Source organism: Bacteroides difficilis (assembly GCF_048319815.1).
GTDB lineage: Bacteria > Bacteroidota > Bacteroidia > Bacteroidales > Bacteroidaceae > Bacteroides > Bacteroides zhangwenhongii.
The window spans coordinates 964,709-981,876 of sequence record NZ_CP182814.1; the positions used below are offsets into that span (position 1 = coordinate 964,709).

Here is a 17,168-nt window from a genome sequence, read left to right on the forward strand (position 1 = left end):
CGGGTCTAGTTTCTTCAAAATTCCGGTAATTCCCGAAGTAGCAAAAAGAAAGCATACGAGAACATATAGAGGCAAAATTCTTACTTTTTAGTAGAAAGTAAGCCACCAAAGCAGTAAGAACAACTTTATTTTTTGAACAAACTGTATGTTCATAACCCGAAATCACGGCGTTTTTTTTCAATCCGCCCGTCCCTCTCCCCGATTTTTCGGAAGCAAAAACAGCTTAAAGATACAACTCTCGCAACTTTTCTGTAACTTTGCAGCGTTAGATAATAAATAAGATAGGAATGGATTTTAAGTACGACGTAATTGTAATTGGTGCCGGACATGCCGGTTGCGAAGCGGCAGCCGCTGCCGCTAATTTAGGTTCAAAGACTTGTCTCATCACAATGGACATGAACAAGATTGGACAGATGAGTTGCAACCCGGCAGTAGGAGGAATCGCCAAAGGACAAATTGTACGTGAAATAGATGCACTGGGTGGACAGATGGGATTGGTTACGGACGAGACGGCCATCCAATTCCGAATCTTAAACCGGTCAAAAGGTCCTGCCATGTGGAGTCCGCGCGCTCAATGTGACCGCGCCAAGTTTATCTGGTCCTGGCGGGAAAAACTGGAGAACACGCCCAATCTTCATATCTGGCAAGATACCGTCTGCGAACTTCTGGTGGAGAACGGAGAGGTGACCGGCCTTGTTACAGTTTGGGGAGTTACCTTCAAAGCAAAGTGTGTCGTACTAACCGCAGGAACTTTCCTCAACGGACTTATGCACGTCGGACGTCATAAGTTGCCGGGAGGAAGAATGGCCGAACCGGCTTCTTACCAACTGACCGAATCCATCGCCCGTCACGGGATCACATACGGTAGGATGAAAACCGGAACTCCGGTACGAATAGATGCACGCAGCGTTCATTTTGATCAGATGGAAACACAGGATGGAGAATGTGACTTCCATAAGTTTTCATTTATGAACACAAGCGTACGGCATTTGAAACAACTTCAATGCTGGACCTGCTATACGAATGAGGAAGTACATCGCATTCTACGCGAGGGTCTGCCGGATTCCCCTCTATTCAACGGACAGATTCAGAGTATCGGTCCACGTTATTGTCCGAGTATCGAAACCAAGATCGTTACTTTCCCCGACAAGAACCAGCATCAGTTGTTCCTGGAACCGGAAGGTGAAACCACCCAAGAATTATACTTGAACGGATTTTCTTCCTCGCTTCCGATGGACATACAGATCGCAGCGCTAAAACAAATTCCGGCATTCAAAGATTTGGTGATCTACCGTCCGGGATATGCCATCGAATATGACTACTTCGACCCGACACAATTGAAACATACGTTGGAATCGAAGATTATCAAAAATTTATTCTTTGCCGGACAGGTGAATGGTACTACCGGATATGAAGAAGCCGGAGGACAAGGATTAATAGCCGGAATCAACGCACATATCAATTGTCATGGTGGCGAAGCATTCACATTAGCACGTGACGAAGCATATATAGGCGTATTGATCGATGATCTGGTAACAAAAGGTGTAGATGAACCTTATCGGATGTTCACCTCACGGGCAGAATATCGGATCTTGCTCCGAATGGATGACGCAGATATGCGACTCACCGAAAGAGCCTATCAGCTTGGCCTGGCCAAAGAAGATCGTTATCAATTAATGAAAAGCAAAAAGGAAGCAGTGGAGCAAATTGTTTCCTTCGCACAAAACTATTCGATGAAACCTGCATTAATCAATGATGCACTCGAAAAGATAGGAACCACTCCCCTGCGTCAAGGATGCAAGTTGATAGAAATACTGAATCGTCCGCAAGTGACGATTGAAAACATATCAGAGCATATTCCGGCATTCCAACGGGAATTGGGAAAAGCGACAAATTCCGATAAGGGCCGAAAAGAAGAAATTCTCGAAGCTGCTGAAATTTTAATCAAGTATCAAGGATACATTGACAGAGAACGGATGATAGCAGAAAAACTGGCACGATTGGAAAGTATAAAAATTAAAGGGAAATTTGATTATGCTTCCATTCAGTCGCTATCTACCGAAGCCCGCCAAAAGCTGGTAAAGATAGATCCGGAAACAATTGCCCAAGCAAGCAGAATACCGGGAGTATCTCCAAGCGACATCAATGTATTGCTGGTGCTTTCGGGACGATGATAATGTGCAACGTTTCACGTGAAACAAAACATTTAAAGAAACGATATAAATCAATGATTATGAGCAAAGAAACGCTAATCAAAAGTATTCGGGAAATACCAGATTTCCCCATTCCCGGAATCTTGTTTTATGATGTTACGACATTATTCAAAGACCCGTGGTGTTTGCAGGAATTGTCGGATGTCATGTTCGATATGTATAAGGACAAAGGTATCACAAAAGTTATAGGCATAGAATCAAGAGGTTTCATCATGGGGCCTATTCTGGCAACCCGTCTGAATGCCGGCTTTGTCCCTATCCGCAAACCAGGCAAGCTTCCGGCCGAAACACTTGAGGCAAGTTATGACAAGGAATACGGAAAAGATACCGTGCAGATTCATAAAGATGCACTGGACGAGAACGATGTAGTTCTGATACACGATGACCTGCTGGCAACAGGAGGAACAATGAAAGCAGCTTGTGAACTTGTGAAAATGCTAAAGCCTAAAAAAGTATATGTAAACTTCATCATCGAGTTGAAAGACCTGAACGGGAAAGCCGTATTCGGCGATGATGTAGAGGTAGAATCCGTACTGACGCTATAATACTCCGCGTCCTCTGTGTGATGAAACCCAAAGAATGAGAATAAGCATACGTATGGAAGCGAAGTTCAATGAATATCTGAAAGGAATCGTAGCCAATCTTCCCGAAAAGCCGGGTATTTATCAATACCTGAATTCGGAAGGAACGATTATATACGTTGGAAAGGCTAAAAATTTAAAGAAAAGGGTCTACTCCTATTTCAGTAAAGAACACGAACCCGGAAAGACACGGGTGTTGGTCAGCAAAATCGTGGATATTCGCTACATTGTAGTCAACACGGAAGAGGACGCTCTCCTTCTGGAAAATAATCTGATAAAGAAATACAAACCCCGTTACAACGTTTTATTGAAGGATGACAAGACTTATCCTTCTATTTGCGTACAAAACGAGTATTTTCCCCGAGTTTTCAAAACGAGAAAGATAATAAGAAATGGTTCTTCCTATTATGGTCCGTATAGCCATATTCCCTCGATGTATGCGGTATTGGACTTAATAAAGCATCTATATCCTTTGCGGACTTGCAATTTAAATTTAAGCCCGGAGAACATTCGGGCAGGCAAATTCAATGTTTGCCTGGAATATCATATCAAGAAATGCGCCGGACCATGCATCGGGCTGCAATCACAGGAAGATTACCTCAAGAATATCGATGAAATCAAAGAGATTCTCAAGGGAAATACGCAAGAAGTAAGCCGTATGCTGCTGGAGAGAATGCAGACATTGGCGGGTGAGATGAAGTTTGAGGAGGCACAGAAAATAAAAGAGAAGTATCTTTTAATAGAAAACTATCGTTCGAAGTCGGAAGTGGTCAGCTCTGTCCTTCATAATATAGATGTCTTTTCTATCGAAGAAGATGAAACCAATTCGGCCTTTATCAATTACCTCCATATCACCAACGGAGCTATCAACCAGGCTTTCACTTTCGAATATAAGAAGAAGCTGAATGAATCAAAAGAAGAGCTTCTGACGCTGGGCATTATCGAGATGCGAGAGCGTTACAAGAGTCAGTCGAGAGAGATTATCGTTCCTTTTGAGCTTGATATGGAGCTGAATAATGTAGTTTTCACCGTTCCCCAACGGGGAGATAAGAAGAAGCTATTGGAACTTTCCATCTTAAACGTGAAGCAATACAAGGCCGACCGCCTGAAGCAGGCGGAAAAGCTGAATCCGGAGCAGAGGAGTATGCGTTTGATGAAAGAGATACAACAAGAATTGCATTTGGAAAGGCCTCCATTGCAGATTGAATGTTTCGATAACTCGAACATACAAGGTTCTGACGCAGTGGCAGCCTGCGTCGTATTTAAAAAAGCCAAACCATCGAAAAAAGATTACCGGAAATATAATATAAAGACCGTCGTAGGTCCGGATGACTACGCTTCGATGAAAGAAGTCGTCAGAAGGCGTTATCAGCGTGCTATTGAAGAAAGCGCTCCTCTACCCGACCTGATTATCACTGATGGTGGAAAAGGACAAATGGAGGTCGTCAGAGAAGTTATTGAGGATGAATTACGCCTCAATATTCCTATTGCCGGACTGGCAAAAGACAACCGCCACCGTACATCGGAACTCCTATTCGGCTTTCCACCGCAAACAATCGGTATCAAGCAGCATAGCCCGCTTTTCCGCCTACTGACACAGATTCAGGATGAAGTACACCGCTTTGCAATCAGTTTCCATCGCGATAAACGCAGCAAACGGCAAGTGGCATCTGCGCTGGATACCATCAAAGGGATTGGAGAAAAGACCAAAACGGCTCTTCTAAAAGAGTTCAAGAGCGTAAAACGAATCAAAGAGGCCTCATTAGAGGATATTGCTGCCGTTGTCGGAGAAGCCAAAGCAAAAATAGTCAAAGAAGGATTATAATATTTTCTTCCCAATACACCGTTTTCTCTTCTTAATTTTGTAAATTTGCCTTTCATAATCATGAAATAAAAGAAGAGTAATGCGAATTGTTATACAACGGGTAAGCCATGCATCAGTCACTATTGACGGAAACTGCAAGTCTGCCATCGGAAAAGGAATGCTGATTTTAGTCGGTATCGAGGAAACCGACGGTCAGGAGGACATTGACTGGCTCTGCAAAAAGATAGTAAATCTGCGTATTTTCGACGATGAAAATGGAGTAATGAATAAGTCTATTCTGGAAGACGGAGGCGAGATTCTGGTCATCAGCCAATTCACTTTACACGCTTCCACCAAGAAAGGAAACCGCCCCTCCTACATCAAAGCCGCAAAGCCGGATGTATCCATTCCGCTTTACGAGCAGTTCTGCAAAGATCTGAGCAGCGCATTGGGCAAGGCAATCGGTACAGGTACTTTCGGGGCGGATATGAAAGTCGAACTTTTAAACGACGGCCCTGTTACTATATGTATAGATACCAAGAACAAAGAATAACAGACTGACTAACCATCAGTAACAACCCTATTAATCACAATTATTAACCCCTAAGTACTAAAGAAATGACTCTGGAAGAAGCTCAAAAACAAGTAGACCAATGGGTGAAGACATACGGCGTCCGCTACTTTAGCGAGTTGACCAACATGGCAGTCCTGACCGAAGAAGTCGGAGAACTGGCACGGGTTATGGCTCGAAAATATGGCGATCAATCCTTCAAAGAGGGAGAAAAAGACAACCTTGATGAAGAAATAGCAGACGTATTATGGGTGCTTCTCTGCATTGCCAACCAAACGGGTGTAGATATCACCAACGCGTTGCAAAAGAGTATAGACAAGAAAACGAAACGAGATAATAAAAGACATATCAACAACCCAAAACTGAAAGATCATGGAAGAGAATAACTCACAGCCTAGCAAGTATGATGCCGCACTGGCAAAGTATAACACCAATCTGAACGATGCGGACACCCAAGCTCGCGTAGCCGAACTGATCGAGAAGAAAGTTCCGGAAAACAATACGGAAGACGTTAAGAAGTTCCTGTTTAACTGTATCGACCTGACTACACTGAACAGCACAGATAGCGATGAAAGCGTAATGCATTTCACCGAAAAAGTCAATCAGTTTGACGATGAATACCCTGATCTGAAGAATGTAGCGGCAATCTGCGTATATCCTAATTTTGCCGCTATTGTCAAGAATACGTTGGAGGTAGACAGAGTCAATATCGCCTGTGTATCAGGAGGTTTCCCTTCATCTCAGACTTTCATCGAAGTAAAAGTAGCAGAAACTGCATTGGCAATCACAGACGGCGCCGATGAAATAGACATCGTCATCTCCATAGGCAAGTTCTTGAGCGGAGACTACGAAGGAATGTGCGAAGAAATAGTGGAGTTGAAGGAAGTGTGCAAAGAACATCATCTGAAAGTAATCCTCGAAACAGGAGCCTTGAAGAGTGCTTCCAACATCAAGAAAGCCTCCATCCTATCCATGTATTCGGGTGCGGATTTCATCAAAACGTCCACCGGCAAGCAACAGCCTGCCGCCACTCCGGAAGCTGCGTATGTGATGTGTGAAGCCATCAAGGAATACTATCAGAAAACAGGAAATAAAGTCGGCTTCAAACCGGCAGGAGGTATCAATACGGTCAACGATGCAGTTGTTTATTACACCATCGTCAAGGAAGTACTGGGCGAGGAATGGCTCAACAACCAGCTGTTCCGCTTGGGTACCAGCCGTCTGGCTAATCTCCTCCTTTCGGATATCAAAGGCGAAGAAATCAAATTCTTCTAAACCCCAAGGGCTACATTAGCAATCAAATATGCCCTGCCGCGCTGGCTCCCGTCTTTACGGAAGCCGACGCGGCATTTTTTATATTAAGAAAAACTAAAGTTCGTTATCCTACAATTCGGAAAATTCTTATCTTTGTAAACGATTTAGCGATGAAAATATAGCTAATCAGTAAGCGTCTCCGCGATTCTATCTTGTCGGCCTTTTTTCATTCTTATATTTTTGCTATGTATAAAAATGAAGCATTATGGATTTAGCAGAAAATCGATTTGGAAAAACTTGGAAACATTTCCTTGAAGTATTGAAAGTAGACTACAATTGTTCTTTAGCCGATGTTTGCCGCGATCAGCATACCACTTTTGGTGGTATGAGTTCCTGGATGTCCAGACGGGGCTATAGCGTTAAACAAGCCAAGGCAGATGTGGTCCGTGATTATTATGGCGGCGTTGAACCGTCCCCACTGAGCACTACCTCTCCTGCGTTCACTCAAATAGCACCCGCCATGTTGTCGGAAGAAGAGTTTAGTCTTGCCGGGATCACAATCACCTTTAACAGTGGAACCACCATTTCGGTCAAACGGGCCACACCCGGTGGTGTGATTAAAATGTTGCGCGATTACGAAAGAAAGGAGGGAGATCCATGTATTCTCTAACATCAGCCAATCGATACTATCTGTACCAGGGCTTTGTTCGTATGAACCTTGGCATTGACGGTTTATTCAAAATTATACGATCGGAAATGAAGGACTTGTCTCCCGTTTCCGGAGATATCTTTTTATTCTTTGGTAAAAACCGACAAAGTGTAAAAATACTGCGTTGGGATGGCGATGGCTTTCTTCTGTACTACAAGCGCCTCGAAGGTGGAAGTTTTGAGTTACCGACATTTAACCCCAATACAGGCAATTACGAGATTTCTTATCAGGTTTTGTCTTTTATCTTAAATGGAGTGTCATTAAAGTCTGTACGGTTGAGAAAGCGTTTTAGGATCTAATTCAACATTTTGATTATTAGTTATTTGCGCTAAAGATATCATCCGGTTTATTTGGCCAATTCGTTGATTTTTTATATCTTTATGCCATGAAAAAGGATGAGATCATAGAGTTATTGAAGGAACAAATCAAGGGATTACGAGATGACAACAACAGACTCTTGGACCAAATAGATGCTTTGATAAAGGAGGTTTCTTCCCTTAAAGAGGCACTCCTTCAAAAAGGCGAATCTCTTAGCAAGCAACAGCGCCTTACTAAGGGACTCGCCAAACTTGTATCCAACACATCCGAACAGCAACAGGCTCCCCAATCTGCCATATCCGAAGAAGAGCGGCAGAAGATAGAAGCGGAAAAAGCAGATAAGCGTAAAGCAAGAAAGAACAATGGGGCCAAACGTGACATGCATTATGAGATGGAGGAAGAAGAACATGTCGTTTATCCCGATGATCCCGATTTTGACATCAATAAGGCCCGGTTGTTTACCACTGTTCCCAGAATATGCGTCCGCTATGAATGTGTACCCATGCGCTTCATCAAGCATGTCTACAAGATACACACCTATACGCAAGAAGGTCGCCTGTTTGAGGGAAAAACACCGGCTTCGGCCTTCTTGAATTCCAGCTATGACGGTTCATTTATTGCCGGATTGATGGAATTACGTTATATACAATCGCTACCTGTTGAAAGAATCATCAACTACTTCGAGAGTCATGGCTTTACGCTGAAGAAACCTACGGCTCATAAGTTGATAGAAAAAGCCTCAAGCCTCTTCGAAAATCTTTATAAGTGCATCCGGCAGACAGCTTTGAGTGATCCTTATAAGGCAGCCGATGAAACCTATTACAAAATACTCGTCCCGGAAAAGAACAGCAAGGGAAAAGGAGTCAGGAAGGGATATCTTTGGGTGGTTGTCGGCATAAACACCAGGATGATATACTTGCTCTATGATGACGGCTCCCGGTCTGAAAGAGTTATTCTTAACGAATTAGGCAGTTGCAAAGGTATCATACAAAGCGATGGTTACTCACCTTACCGGAAGCTCGAAAGCGATGCTTATCCCAATATCACACGCATCCCGTGCTTGCAACATATAAAACGTAAATTTATAGATTGCGGTGAGAAGGACCCGGATGCAAAAAGGATCGTGGAGCTGATAAACGCACTTTATCAAAACGAGCATAAGCATAAAGTTGGGGTTGAGGGATGGACGGTAGAACAGAATCTTATGCATCGAAAAAAGTATGCGCCGGACATACTCGGAGAAATAAAAGATGTGCTTGATGAAATAGAAGAACGGGGGGATTTGTTACCTAAGAGCGAACTGCAGGAAGCCATTACCTATCTTCGCAATGAGTGGAATGCAGTGGTGGACATCTTTAATTATGGTGACACTTATCTGGACAACAATATGGTTGAACGGATGAACCGGTACATATCCTTATCAAGAAAAAACTCATTGTTCTTCGGCAGCCATAAGGGGGCCGAACGAGGCGCCATACTCTATACGATAGCACTCACTTGTAGGATGCATAAAGTGAATCTATTTGAGTATCTCACGGATGTGATAAACAGAACAGCCGAATGGCAACCGAACACACCAATTGAAAAATACAGGGAACTGCTTCCTGACAGATGGGAAAAGGCTAATGACTAAAAAGGGATCATTAGCCTTTTTATTTTAATACACTATATAGAATCGCGGAGACGCTTACGCTAATCAGTTATATTAGAGAACGTTTCATTTATTACCAACTTCCTGGAATTCGGCAAAATTCAAAGTTATGAAGGTAATAAGCAAACGGGTCTCACGCACCTTCATGTATATACTTTTGTTATATATCGAATGGAGCGTGGGACTGTTGCTTGTATTATCATAACGGCTTGCCGAAGCCTCAGGAGGATACATTGCAACAGTTCTCACGCTTTTCATAAATCTGAATGAAAGTATAGGATGGACGTATACACGAGAACCTTACGATTCAATCATAACCCTCTAAATCTATTCCTCAAAACCGAGAGGAAAAAGGGATTACGCATCGGCTATATGGAAGCCGCATTGGAAGGATTTTATCTTAATTCCATGGAAACCGGAATGCATCCGCAAAAATTATCCGATTTGTTGTTAGAGAAATTTTATTGTAACGATACCGAATCCGTCACCGGATTATTCCAATTTCTGATCAATGAAGGCGATAGGGTCTCCTATCAAATCATGCTACCTCACCTGCTTTCAGCAAGTAACATACATGAGTTCGAAGAGATCATCCACAAACGCTTTTTCGGAATAGAACGCTTCATCCGGCAAGGAAAGAATCTATACAATTTCGTGAAGTATACAGAGGAAAGAAGAGACCCTATTATATGGATAAATGATTTGGAAAGAGGTATTGTCGGATGGGATATGGGGCTGCTCGTAGGATTGGTTCGCAGCGCTTTAGGAAGCGGATATATTACAAAAGAAGAAGCCTGGAGATACATAGAACAGGCCAATACATTATGCACTGATATACTCCATACACCGGAAGAAATAGATAAAAGCTTCCTAATAGGCAAAGCTATGAAATCAGAAAAGATAGAAGATTGGGATCGATTTTTGTCTTGTTATTCCCGGTTGGATAAATATCGAAAGTAATCATTTTTCGCGGTCCACCACGTAATTCAGATAGGCCCGGAGAGCTGTACATACATCCGAATCCGGCAAAGAGGCCAATAATCCTAGAGCTTTCTCTTTATACAGGTTCATGGTTTGAATTGCATATTCGATACCTCCGCTTTCTTTGATAAACGCGATCAAACGGACTATTTCGTCAGGGGTAGCCGTACCGTCTTTCACCTTGATCGCAATCTCCCGGGCAGCATCGTCCTTCGTATTGTTCAGCACATAGAGAGCCGGTAAGGTCAACTTTCCTTCGAGCATATCATTACCTGTCGGCTTACCAATCTCCTTACTATCAAAGTAGTCAAAAATATCATCTTTAATCTGGAAGCAAATACCAATATACTCCCCTAGTAAACGGGCGAATTCGGCTTCTCCCTCATTTGCATCTACCGAGAGGGCGGCAGCCTTCGTGCAGGCAGCAAAAAGAGCAGCGGTTTTCTTACGGATTACATCAAAATAAACGGATTCCGAGAAGCTATGATTACTTACATTCGAAAGTTGAAGCAATTCACCGTCGGCAAGATCCTGCCCCAGCAAAGAAACCAGTCGAATGATAGGATGGCTTTTCGTTTGCTCGGCGTGAACCAGACTAGTGGCAAGCAAATAATCTCCCGTCAACACGGCTACCTTATTATTAAAGATGGCATTCACTGAAAGCTGACCACGACGTTCGGTACTCTCATCCACCACATCGTCATGCACCAAACTGGCTGTATGAAGCAGTTCCAGCGAAACAGCCGCATGAAGGGTAGAAGGACGGACGGCATCGTAAAGACGTGCCACCAACAAGACAAGAATAGGACGCATCATCTTACCATTCCTCTGCCGTATATGGGATACGACACTGTCGAGCAATGCATTCGAACTGGAAAGAGAACTATCAAAAAGTTTCTTGAAAGCCTCCAGTTCCGCTTCAATCGGAGTTCTGATAAGTGATATACTGTCCATTTACTACACAATTTGAGCACAAAAGTAATAATAAAACGCTTAATACGGTATTTTTTTGTACTTTTACCATGAAAAATTAATTAAATCTATGGATTCAGATAATAAATTATTTCTTTTAGACGCTTATGCACTGATATACCGTGCATACTACGCCTTTATCAAAAACCCCAGAATCAACTCCAAAGGATTCAATACTTCAGCCATACTAGGCTTTGTGAATACCCTCGAAGAGGTGCTGAAAAAAGAGAACCCGACGCATATAGGAGTGGCTTTCGACCCTTCGGGGCCTACCTTCCGCCACGAAGCTTTCGAACAATATAAAGCACAACGCGAAGAAACTCCGGAAGCAATCCGATTATCCGTACCTATTATAAAGGATATTATCCGTGCTTATCGCATTCCTATTCTGGAGGTTGCCGGTTACGAAGCCGATGACGTGATAGGAACACTTGCTACCGAAGCCGGTCGTCAAGGCATCACTACTTATATGATGACACCTGATAAGGATTACGGACAATTGGTAAGTGACAAGGTATTCATGTACCGTCCCAAACATACGGGAGGCTTTGAGGTAATGGGAGTGGAAGAAGTGAAAGCCAAGTTCGATATTAAGTCTCCGGCACAAGTGATTGATATGCTCGGTCTGATGGGCGACTCTTCGGATAATATCCCCGGCTGTCCCGGCGTAGGCGAAAAGACCGCTCAGAAACTGATTGCCGAATTCGGAAGTATCGAGAACCTATTGGAGCATACCGACCAACTGAAAGGAGCATTAAAGACAAAAGTGGAAACGAATCGGGAGATGATAACATTTTCTAAATTCCTGGCAACTATCAAAACCGATGTACCTATCCAACTTGAGATGGATGCGCTCGTTCGCGAGCAACCGGACGAAGAGGCGCTTCGTTCCATCTTCGAGGAACTGGAATTCAGAACACTTATCGACCGGGTACTTAAAAAAGAGACTTCCGCTCCTCTCCCACTCTTTCCCGAAAAAAGTGAAGGGATACAAGGCGATTTATTTGCAAATTTCACGGGCAACGAGCCGAGTGAAGCCAAAAAATCGAATCTAGAGACGTTAGAATCGCTCTGTTGTGACTATCAACTCATTGATACAGAAGAGAAAAGAAAGGAAATTATTCAAAAGTTACTTACATCTAAAATTCTCTCGTTAGATACGGAAACCACCGGAACGGAACCGATGGATGCAGAATTGGTCGGAATGAGTTTCTCCATTAACGAAAATGAAGCATTTTATGTCCCGGTTCCCGCAAACCAAGAAGAAGCGTTAAAAATCGTCAATGAGTTTCGACCGGTATTCGAAAACGAAAGTTCGCTGAAAGTGGGGCAAAATATCAAGTACGATATGATTGTTCTCCAAAATTATGGAGTGGAAGTAAAAGGTCCGCTCTTCGACACAATGATTGCTCACTATGTTCTTCAACCGGAACTTCGTCACGGGATGGATTATCTGGCAGAAATCTATTTGCATTATCAGACGATTCATATCGATGAGTTGATAGGGCCAAAAGGTAAAAACCAGAAGAATATGCGCGACCTTGCTCCGAAGGATGTTTACCGCTACGCTTGCGAAGATGCAGACGTAACGCTGAAATTGAAAAACGTACTGGAGAAGGAATTGAAAGAGAATGGCGCCGAACGTTTGTTCTATGATATCGAAATGCCTCTCGTCCCGGTATTGGTCAATATAGAAAGAAACGGAGTGTTATTGGATACGGAAGCATTGAAACAGTCGTCCGCTCATTTTACAGAACAGATGGAACGCATCGAAAAAGAGATTTATGATCTGGCAGGCGAGACTTTCAATATCGCTTCGCCGAAACAGGTCGGTGAAGTTCTGTTCGATAAGCTGAAGATTGTAGAAAAAGCCAAAAAGACAAAGACAGGGCAATATGTCACTTCGGAAGAGGTTCTCGAAAGTCTTCGCCACAAACATCCGGTGGTGGAGAAAATTCTGGAACACCGCGGACTGAAGAAGTTACTGGGAACGTATATCGACGCACTCCCCCAACTTATCAATCCACGTACGGGAAGGGTACATACTTCTTTCAATCAGACTGTCACCGCTACAGGACGTCTCAGCTCAAGCAATCCGAACTTACAGAATATCCCCATACGCGACGAGAACGGAAAAGAGATCCGTAAAGCATTTATTCCGGATGAAGGTTGTCTTTTCTTTTCCGCCGACTATTCACAGATCGAGCTACGGATTATGGCACATCTCAGTGAGGATAAGAATATGATCGACGCCTTCCTCAGTAATCATGACATCCACGCTGCAACAGCCGCTAAGATTTATAAGATTGATCTGAAGGATGTGGATTCTGATATGCGCCGCAAAGCAAAAACCGCCAATTTCGGTATTATATATGGTATATCTGTTTTCGGACTTGCCGAACGGATGAATGTAGAACGAAAAGAAGCCAAAGAATTAATCGACGGTTACTTTGAAACCTATCCCGGAGTAAAGGCCTACATGGATCAGAGTATCCGGGTGGCTCAAGAGAAAGGATATGTGGAAACGATTTTCCACCGGAAACGTTTCTTACCGGATATCAACTCCCGGAATGCAGTCGTACGCGGATATGCGGAACGAAACGCTATCAATGCTCCTATTCAGGGAAGCGCGGCCGATATTATCAAGGTGGCTATGGCACGTATTTACCAACGGTTCCGGGCAGAAGGAATAAAAGCCAAAATGATTCTGCAAGTACACGACGAATTAAATTTCAGTGTCCCCATTGATGAGAAAGAACGGGTAGAAGAAATCGTTATCGAAGAAATGGAAAAAGCATACCGTATGCACGTTCCCTTAAAAGCGGATTGCGGATGGGGAAAGAACTGGCTCGAAGCACATTAAAACCGATAATGCATCTTGCACCGCCACAGCGCATACCGGCAAAATTGCAACAGGATTTAGTAATAACATTATTTAACCTGACAACCAGAAAGCAAGAAAAAGGAACACTTTTTCAACGAAGTGATTCATTCTATATCCGGCAGATTGACTGCCGGATATTTTTTTGTCACCAATATTGCCAAAAAGCAAGTCAATACTAGCGCACAAATCTGACATTTTGATAATATTTCATCTTCAATATTGCATAAATAGCAAATTAATATGTAATTTCGCAGCGTAAAACAGATGCAGTTATAGAAAAATGAAAGAATAACCCAAAAACTTAAATAGCCATGAAAGCCAAAGTATTTTTAAAGATGTTCGTTGTATCAGCAGTTCTTCTGGTTGCATCACTTGCCACTTCTGCGCGCAGCAATGATGGTCAACTGATCTACAATCCGGTAGAAGAAAATGGTATGACAATAGGACAAACTGTTTACAAAATGGACGGAAGTACCCTTGCTAACTACATGAAGTACAATTATAAGTACGATGATAGCAAACGGATGGTTGAAAGTGAAGCTTTGAGATGGGACAGTGACAAGGATGAATGGCAAAAAGATTTACGAATCAACTATATTTACGAAGGTAAAACCGTCACTACCAATTACTATAAATGGAACACTAAAAAGCAAGCCTACGTATTGGTTCCCGAAATGACCGTTACGATGGATAATACAAATATGTAACAAAACTCTCTCTCATTCTAATATTCTAATAGCAAGGAATGCCGCTTCTGGTGAAGAAGTGGCATTTCACATTATATAATCGGATGTTCCACGTGAAAATACATTATTTATCCTGAATCCCAATCAATCTTATTATTTTTTTAATACCTTTGTACCCATATAAATATGAGTAACTGACCTAATGAGTCCACTGAACTTCACCCACATTCTGACACAGGCAGTCGATGAGCTATCGGAAAGCGAATCTTACAAAGGACTGTTTCATCAACACAAAGATGGCGAACCACTGCCTTCTGCTAAAGTCTTGTATGAAATTATCGAGCTCTCACGCTCTATTCTATTTCCCGGTTATTACGGAAATTCGACCATTAACAGCCGGACTATCAATTATCACATTGGTGTAAACGTTGAGAAACTATTTGATCTGCTTGCAGAGCAAATTCTGGCCGGATTGTGTTTTAGTACTTCCATAGAGGGAAAATGCAACGTCTGCTCCGATTCCAAACGGGAAGAAGCAGCCCGCCTTGCCGCTAAGTTTATCAGCAAACTGCCCACCATGAGGAAAATACTGGCAACAGATGTGGAAGCTGCCTATAACGGTGACCCTGCCGCCGAAAGCTATGGAGAGGTAATCTTCTGCTATCCGGCTATTAAAGCTATCAGCAATTATCGGATAGCACACGAATTGCTGGAACTCGGAGTGCCTTTAATTCCCCGTATCATCACAGAAATGGCGCATAGCGAAACAGGGATTGATATCCATCCGGCAGCTAAAATAGGCAGTTACTTCACTATCGACCACGGTACGGGTGTCGTAATCGGTGCAACCAGTATTATCGGTAATAATGTCAAACTATACCAAGGTGTTACTTTGGGGGCCAAAAGTTTCCCGTTAGATGCTGACGGAAAGCCTATCAAAGGGATTCCCCGCCACCCTATTCTGGAGGACAATGTTATTGTTTATTCCAACGCCACTATCTTGGGAAGAATCACTATCGGGCACGATGCAACTGTAGGAGGTAACATCTGGGTAACGGAGAACGTGCCTGCCGGAGCAAGAATCGTACAAACCAAAGCAAAAAAATAATATCAAATAACTATATATGAGCGAACAATTCGAGATGATAGCCAAGACCTTCCAAGGACTGGAAGAGATACTTGCAGAGGAACTGACAACACTAGGAGCCAACGACATTCAAATAGGCCGTCGAATGGTTTCATTCAGTGGAGATAAACGTATGATGTATAAAGCCAATTTCTGCCTTCGTACTGCTATCCGCATTCTGAAACCAATTAAAAACTTCACTGCTAAAGATGCAGACGAGGTTTATAATCAGATACAAACCATTCCATGGGAAGAATATCTTGATGTAAACAAGACATTTGCCATTGATGCGGTAGTGTTCAGCGAAGAATTCCGCCATTCAAAGTTCGTTTCATATAAGGTAAAGGATGCGATTGTGGATTACTTCCGCGAAAAAACCGGGAAACGCCCGTCTGTCCGCATCAACAATCCGGACGTACTGCTGAATATTCACATTGCACAGACTACTTGCACTTTGTCTTTGGACTCTTCAGGAGAATCACTGCACCGTCGCGGTTATCGCCAGGAAGCGGTAGAGGCTCCGTTGAATGAGGTGTTGGCTGCCGGCATGATTCTGATGACTGGATGGCGTGGAGAATGCGACCTGATTGACCCGATGTGCGGTTCGGGCACTATTCCTATCGAAGCGGCACTGATTGCAAAGAATATTGCACCGGGAGTATTCCGTAAAGGATTTGCTTTCGAGAAATGGGTGGATTTCGATGCGGATATGTTCGATGAGATTTACAATGACGACAGCCAGGAGCGTGAATTTGCTCATAAGATTTATGGGTATGATAACAATCCGAAAGCGAATGAGATTGCAACTCACAATATAAAAGCTGCCGGTGTGTCGAAAGACGTCGTGCTGAAACTCCAACCGTTCCAACAGTTTGAACAGCCAAAAGAGAAATCAATCATCATTACCAATCCTCCTTATGGAGAACGTATTTCTACAAACGATTTGCTCGGTCTCTATCAAATGATCGGCGAACGTCTGAAACATGCGTTTGTAGGAAACGAAGCATGGGTGCTTTCTTATCGGGAAGAGTGTTTCGACCAGATTGGTTTGAAGGCAAGCCAGAAGGTTCCTTTGTTCAATGGACCATTAGAGTGTGAGTTCCGCAAATATGAGATTTTTGACGGAAAATACAAAGAGTTCAAGAGCCAGGAAGAGGGTGAAGAGAAGAAAGAAGGTGAAACTGAACAGACTCCAAGATTCAGAGAAAGAAAAGAATTTAAGCCACGCAGAGAAGGTGAGTCCAGACCTCGCAGAGAGGGAGAATACAAGCCACGTAAAGAAGGTGGTGATTTCAAAGGTGGTGACAGAGATAGAAAACCACGCGGAGAATTCCGTGAAGGAAGAGATTCGAGAGGACCAAGAGAATTTAGGGGGAACCGGGAGCCGAGAATTCCGAAGAAGGAAGAGGAATAAGTTG

At 43.1% G+C, this 17,168-nt stretch carries 15 protein-coding genes; 14 read left to right on the forward strand and 1 reads right to left on the reverse strand.

From position 1 onward, the window contains the following. Positions 1 to 287 precede the first annotated feature (287 nt). The 10 genes from mnmG (at position 288) to ACNOGP_RS03725 (ending at position 10,061) form a co-directional block, all read left to right on the forward strand. Entirely contained in the window at positions 288 to 2,174 is a 1,887-nt protein-coding gene (gene mnmG, locus ACNOGP_RS03680; RefSeq protein ID WP_418214094.1) for a tRNA uridine-5-carboxymethylaminomethyl(34) synthesis enzyme MnmG, read from the forward strand. A 53-nt stretch (positions 2,175 to 2,227) separates the two neighbouring features. After that, a complete protein-coding gene (locus ACNOGP_RS03685; RefSeq protein WP_007757107.1) occupies positions 2,228 to 2,758 on the forward strand; it encodes an adenine phosphoribosyltransferase in 531 nt (176 codons plus the stop codon). Positions 2,759 to 2,810: 52 nt separating this feature from the next. Further along, entirely contained in the window at positions 2,811 to 4,619 is a 1,809-nt protein-coding gene (gene uvrC / locus ACNOGP_RS03690; protein ID WP_418214733.1) for an excinuclease ABC subunit UvrC, read from the forward strand. Positions 4,620 to 4,698: 79 nt separating this feature from the next. After that, on the forward strand, positions 4,699 to 5,151 hold the full coding sequence (gene dtd / locus ACNOGP_RS03695) for a D-aminoacyl-tRNA deacylase (RefSeq protein WP_418214095.1): 453 nt from the start codon (positions 4,699 to 4,701) through the stop codon (positions 5,149 to 5,151). 65 nt (positions 5,152 to 5,216) lie between these two features. After that, entirely contained in the window at positions 5,217 to 5,555 is a 339-nt protein-coding gene (locus ACNOGP_RS03700) for a nucleotide pyrophosphohydrolase (protein ID WP_418214096.1), read from the forward strand. Next, positions 5,542 to 6,444: a deoxyribose-phosphate aldolase gene (gene deoC / locus ACNOGP_RS03705; RefSeq protein ID WP_418214097.1), complete on the forward strand. Its 903-nt coding sequence runs from the start codon at positions 5,542 to 5,544 to the stop codon at positions 6,442 to 6,444. Before ACNOGP_RS03700 ends, deoC begins: the two co-directional genes overlap by 14 nt. A 244-nt stretch (positions 6,445 to 6,688) precedes the next feature. After that, entirely contained in the window at positions 6,689 to 7,093 is a 405-nt protein-coding gene (locus ACNOGP_RS03710) for a hypothetical protein (RefSeq protein WP_121765587.1), read from the forward strand. Continuing rightward, positions 7,081 to 7,431, forward strand: coding sequence for an IS66 family insertion sequence element accessory protein TnpB (gene tnpB, locus ACNOGP_RS03715; protein WP_004296723.1), 351 nt, complete (start codon positions 7,081 to 7,083; stop codon positions 7,429 to 7,431). The genes ACNOGP_RS03710 and tnpB overlap by 13 nt, the downstream gene beginning before the upstream one ends. Positions 7,432 to 7,517: 86 nt before the next feature. Continuing rightward, positions 7,518 to 9,083: an IS66 family transposase gene (tnpC, locus tag ACNOGP_RS03720; protein WP_121765588.1), complete on the forward strand. Its 1,566-nt coding sequence runs from the start codon at positions 7,518 to 7,520 to the stop codon at positions 9,081 to 9,083. Between the two features lie 297 nt (positions 9,084 to 9,380). Beyond that, on the forward strand, positions 9,381 to 10,061 hold the full coding sequence (locus tag ACNOGP_RS03725; protein WP_186966266.1) for a DUF1266 domain-containing protein: 681 nt from the start codon (positions 9,381 to 9,383) through the stop codon (positions 10,059 to 10,061). Here ACNOGP_RS03725 and ACNOGP_RS03730 read toward each other — a convergent pair whose 3' ends face one another. After that, positions 10,062 to 11,036, reverse strand: a complete 975-nt coding sequence (locus ACNOGP_RS03730) for a polyprenyl synthetase family protein (RefSeq protein ID WP_418214098.1) — start codon at positions 11,034 to 11,036, stop codon at positions 10,062 to 10,064. A gap of 88 nt (positions 11,037 to 11,124) precedes the next feature. Here ACNOGP_RS03730 and polA point away from each other — a divergent pair, with 88 nt between their 5' ends. The 4 genes from polA to ACNOGP_RS03750 all read left to right on the forward strand — a co-directional run bounded on the left by polA (position 11,125) and on the right by ACNOGP_RS03750 (position 17,164). Next, the gene (gene polA, locus ACNOGP_RS03735) at positions 11,125 to 13,917 is read left to right on the forward strand and encodes a DNA polymerase I (protein ID WP_418214099.1); all 2,793 of its coding nucleotides are present in this window, start codon (positions 11,125 to 11,127) and stop codon (positions 13,915 to 13,917) included. 332 nt (positions 13,918 to 14,249) lie between these two features. Beyond that, complete coding sequence (locus tag ACNOGP_RS03740; RefSeq protein WP_186966264.1) at positions 14,250 to 14,645, forward strand: DUF3836 domain-containing protein; 396 nt, start codon at positions 14,250 to 14,252, stop codon at positions 14,643 to 14,645. A gap of 181 nt (positions 14,646 to 14,826) precedes the next feature. Further along, entirely contained in the window at positions 14,827 to 15,732 is a 906-nt protein-coding gene (locus ACNOGP_RS03745) for a serine O-acetyltransferase (protein WP_007757087.1), read from the forward strand. Positions 15,733 to 15,748: 16 nt separating this feature from the next. After that, complete coding sequence (locus tag ACNOGP_RS03750; protein WP_272720983.1) at positions 15,749 to 17,164, forward strand: THUMP domain-containing class I SAM-dependent RNA methyltransferase; 1,416 nt, start codon at positions 15,749 to 15,751, stop codon at positions 17,162 to 17,164. The last annotated feature ends 4 nt before the right edge of the window (positions 17,165 to 17,168 follow it).

Excerpts from the sequence above, each read along its gene's own strand:
- ACNOGP_RS03685 (WP_007757107.1), top strand. The coding sequence starts at position 2,228 with ATGATTATGAGCAAAGAAACGCTAATCAAAAGTATTCGGGAAATACCA.
- ACNOGP_RS03725 (WP_186966266.1), top strand. The coding sequence starts at position 9,381 with ATGGACGTATACACGAGAACCTTACGATTCAATCATAACCCTCTAAAT.
- polA (WP_418214099.1), top strand. The coding sequence starts at position 11,125 with ATGGATTCAGATAATAAATTATTTCTTTTAGACGCTTATGCACTGATA.
- ACNOGP_RS03710 (WP_121765587.1), top strand. The coding sequence starts at position 6,689 with ATGGATTTAGCAGAAAATCGATTTGGAAAAACTTGGAAACATTTCCTT.
- tnpB (WP_004296723.1), top strand. The coding sequence starts at position 7,081 with ATGTATTCTCTAACATCAGCCAATCGATACTATCTGTACCAGGGCTTT.
- uvrC (WP_418214733.1), top strand. The coding sequence starts at position 2,811 with ATGGAAGCGAAGTTCAATGAATATCTGAAAGGAATCGTAGCCAATCTT.
- ACNOGP_RS03745 (WP_007757087.1), top strand. The coding sequence starts at position 14,827 with ATGAGTCCACTGAACTTCACCCACATTCTGACACAGGCAGTCGATGAG.
- ACNOGP_RS03740 (WP_186966264.1), top strand. The coding sequence starts at position 14,250 with ATGAAAGCCAAAGTATTTTTAAAGATGTTCGTTGTATCAGCAGTTCTT.
- ACNOGP_RS03730 (WP_418214098.1), bottom strand. The coding sequence starts at position 11,036 with ATGGACAGTATATCACTTATCAGAACTCCGATTGAAGCGGAACTGGAG.
- dtd (WP_418214095.1), top strand. The coding sequence starts at position 4,699 with ATGCGAATTGTTATACAACGGGTAAGCCATGCATCAGTCACTATTGAC.
- mnmG (WP_418214094.1), top strand. The coding sequence starts at position 288 with ATGGATTTTAAGTACGACGTAATTGTAATTGGTGCCGGACATGCCGGT.
- ACNOGP_RS03750 (WP_272720983.1), top strand. The coding sequence starts at position 15,749 with ATGAGCGAACAATTCGAGATGATAGCCAAGACCTTCCAAGGACTGGAA.
- ACNOGP_RS03700 (WP_418214096.1), top strand. The coding sequence starts at position 5,217 with ATGACTCTGGAAGAAGCTCAAAAACAAGTAGACCAATGGGTGAAGACA.
- tnpC (WP_121765588.1), top strand. The coding sequence starts at position 7,518 with ATGAAAAAGGATGAGATCATAGAGTTATTGAAGGAACAAATCAAGGGA.
- deoC (WP_418214097.1), top strand. The coding sequence starts at position 5,542 with ATGGAAGAGAATAACTCACAGCCTAGCAAGTATGATGCCGCACTGGCA.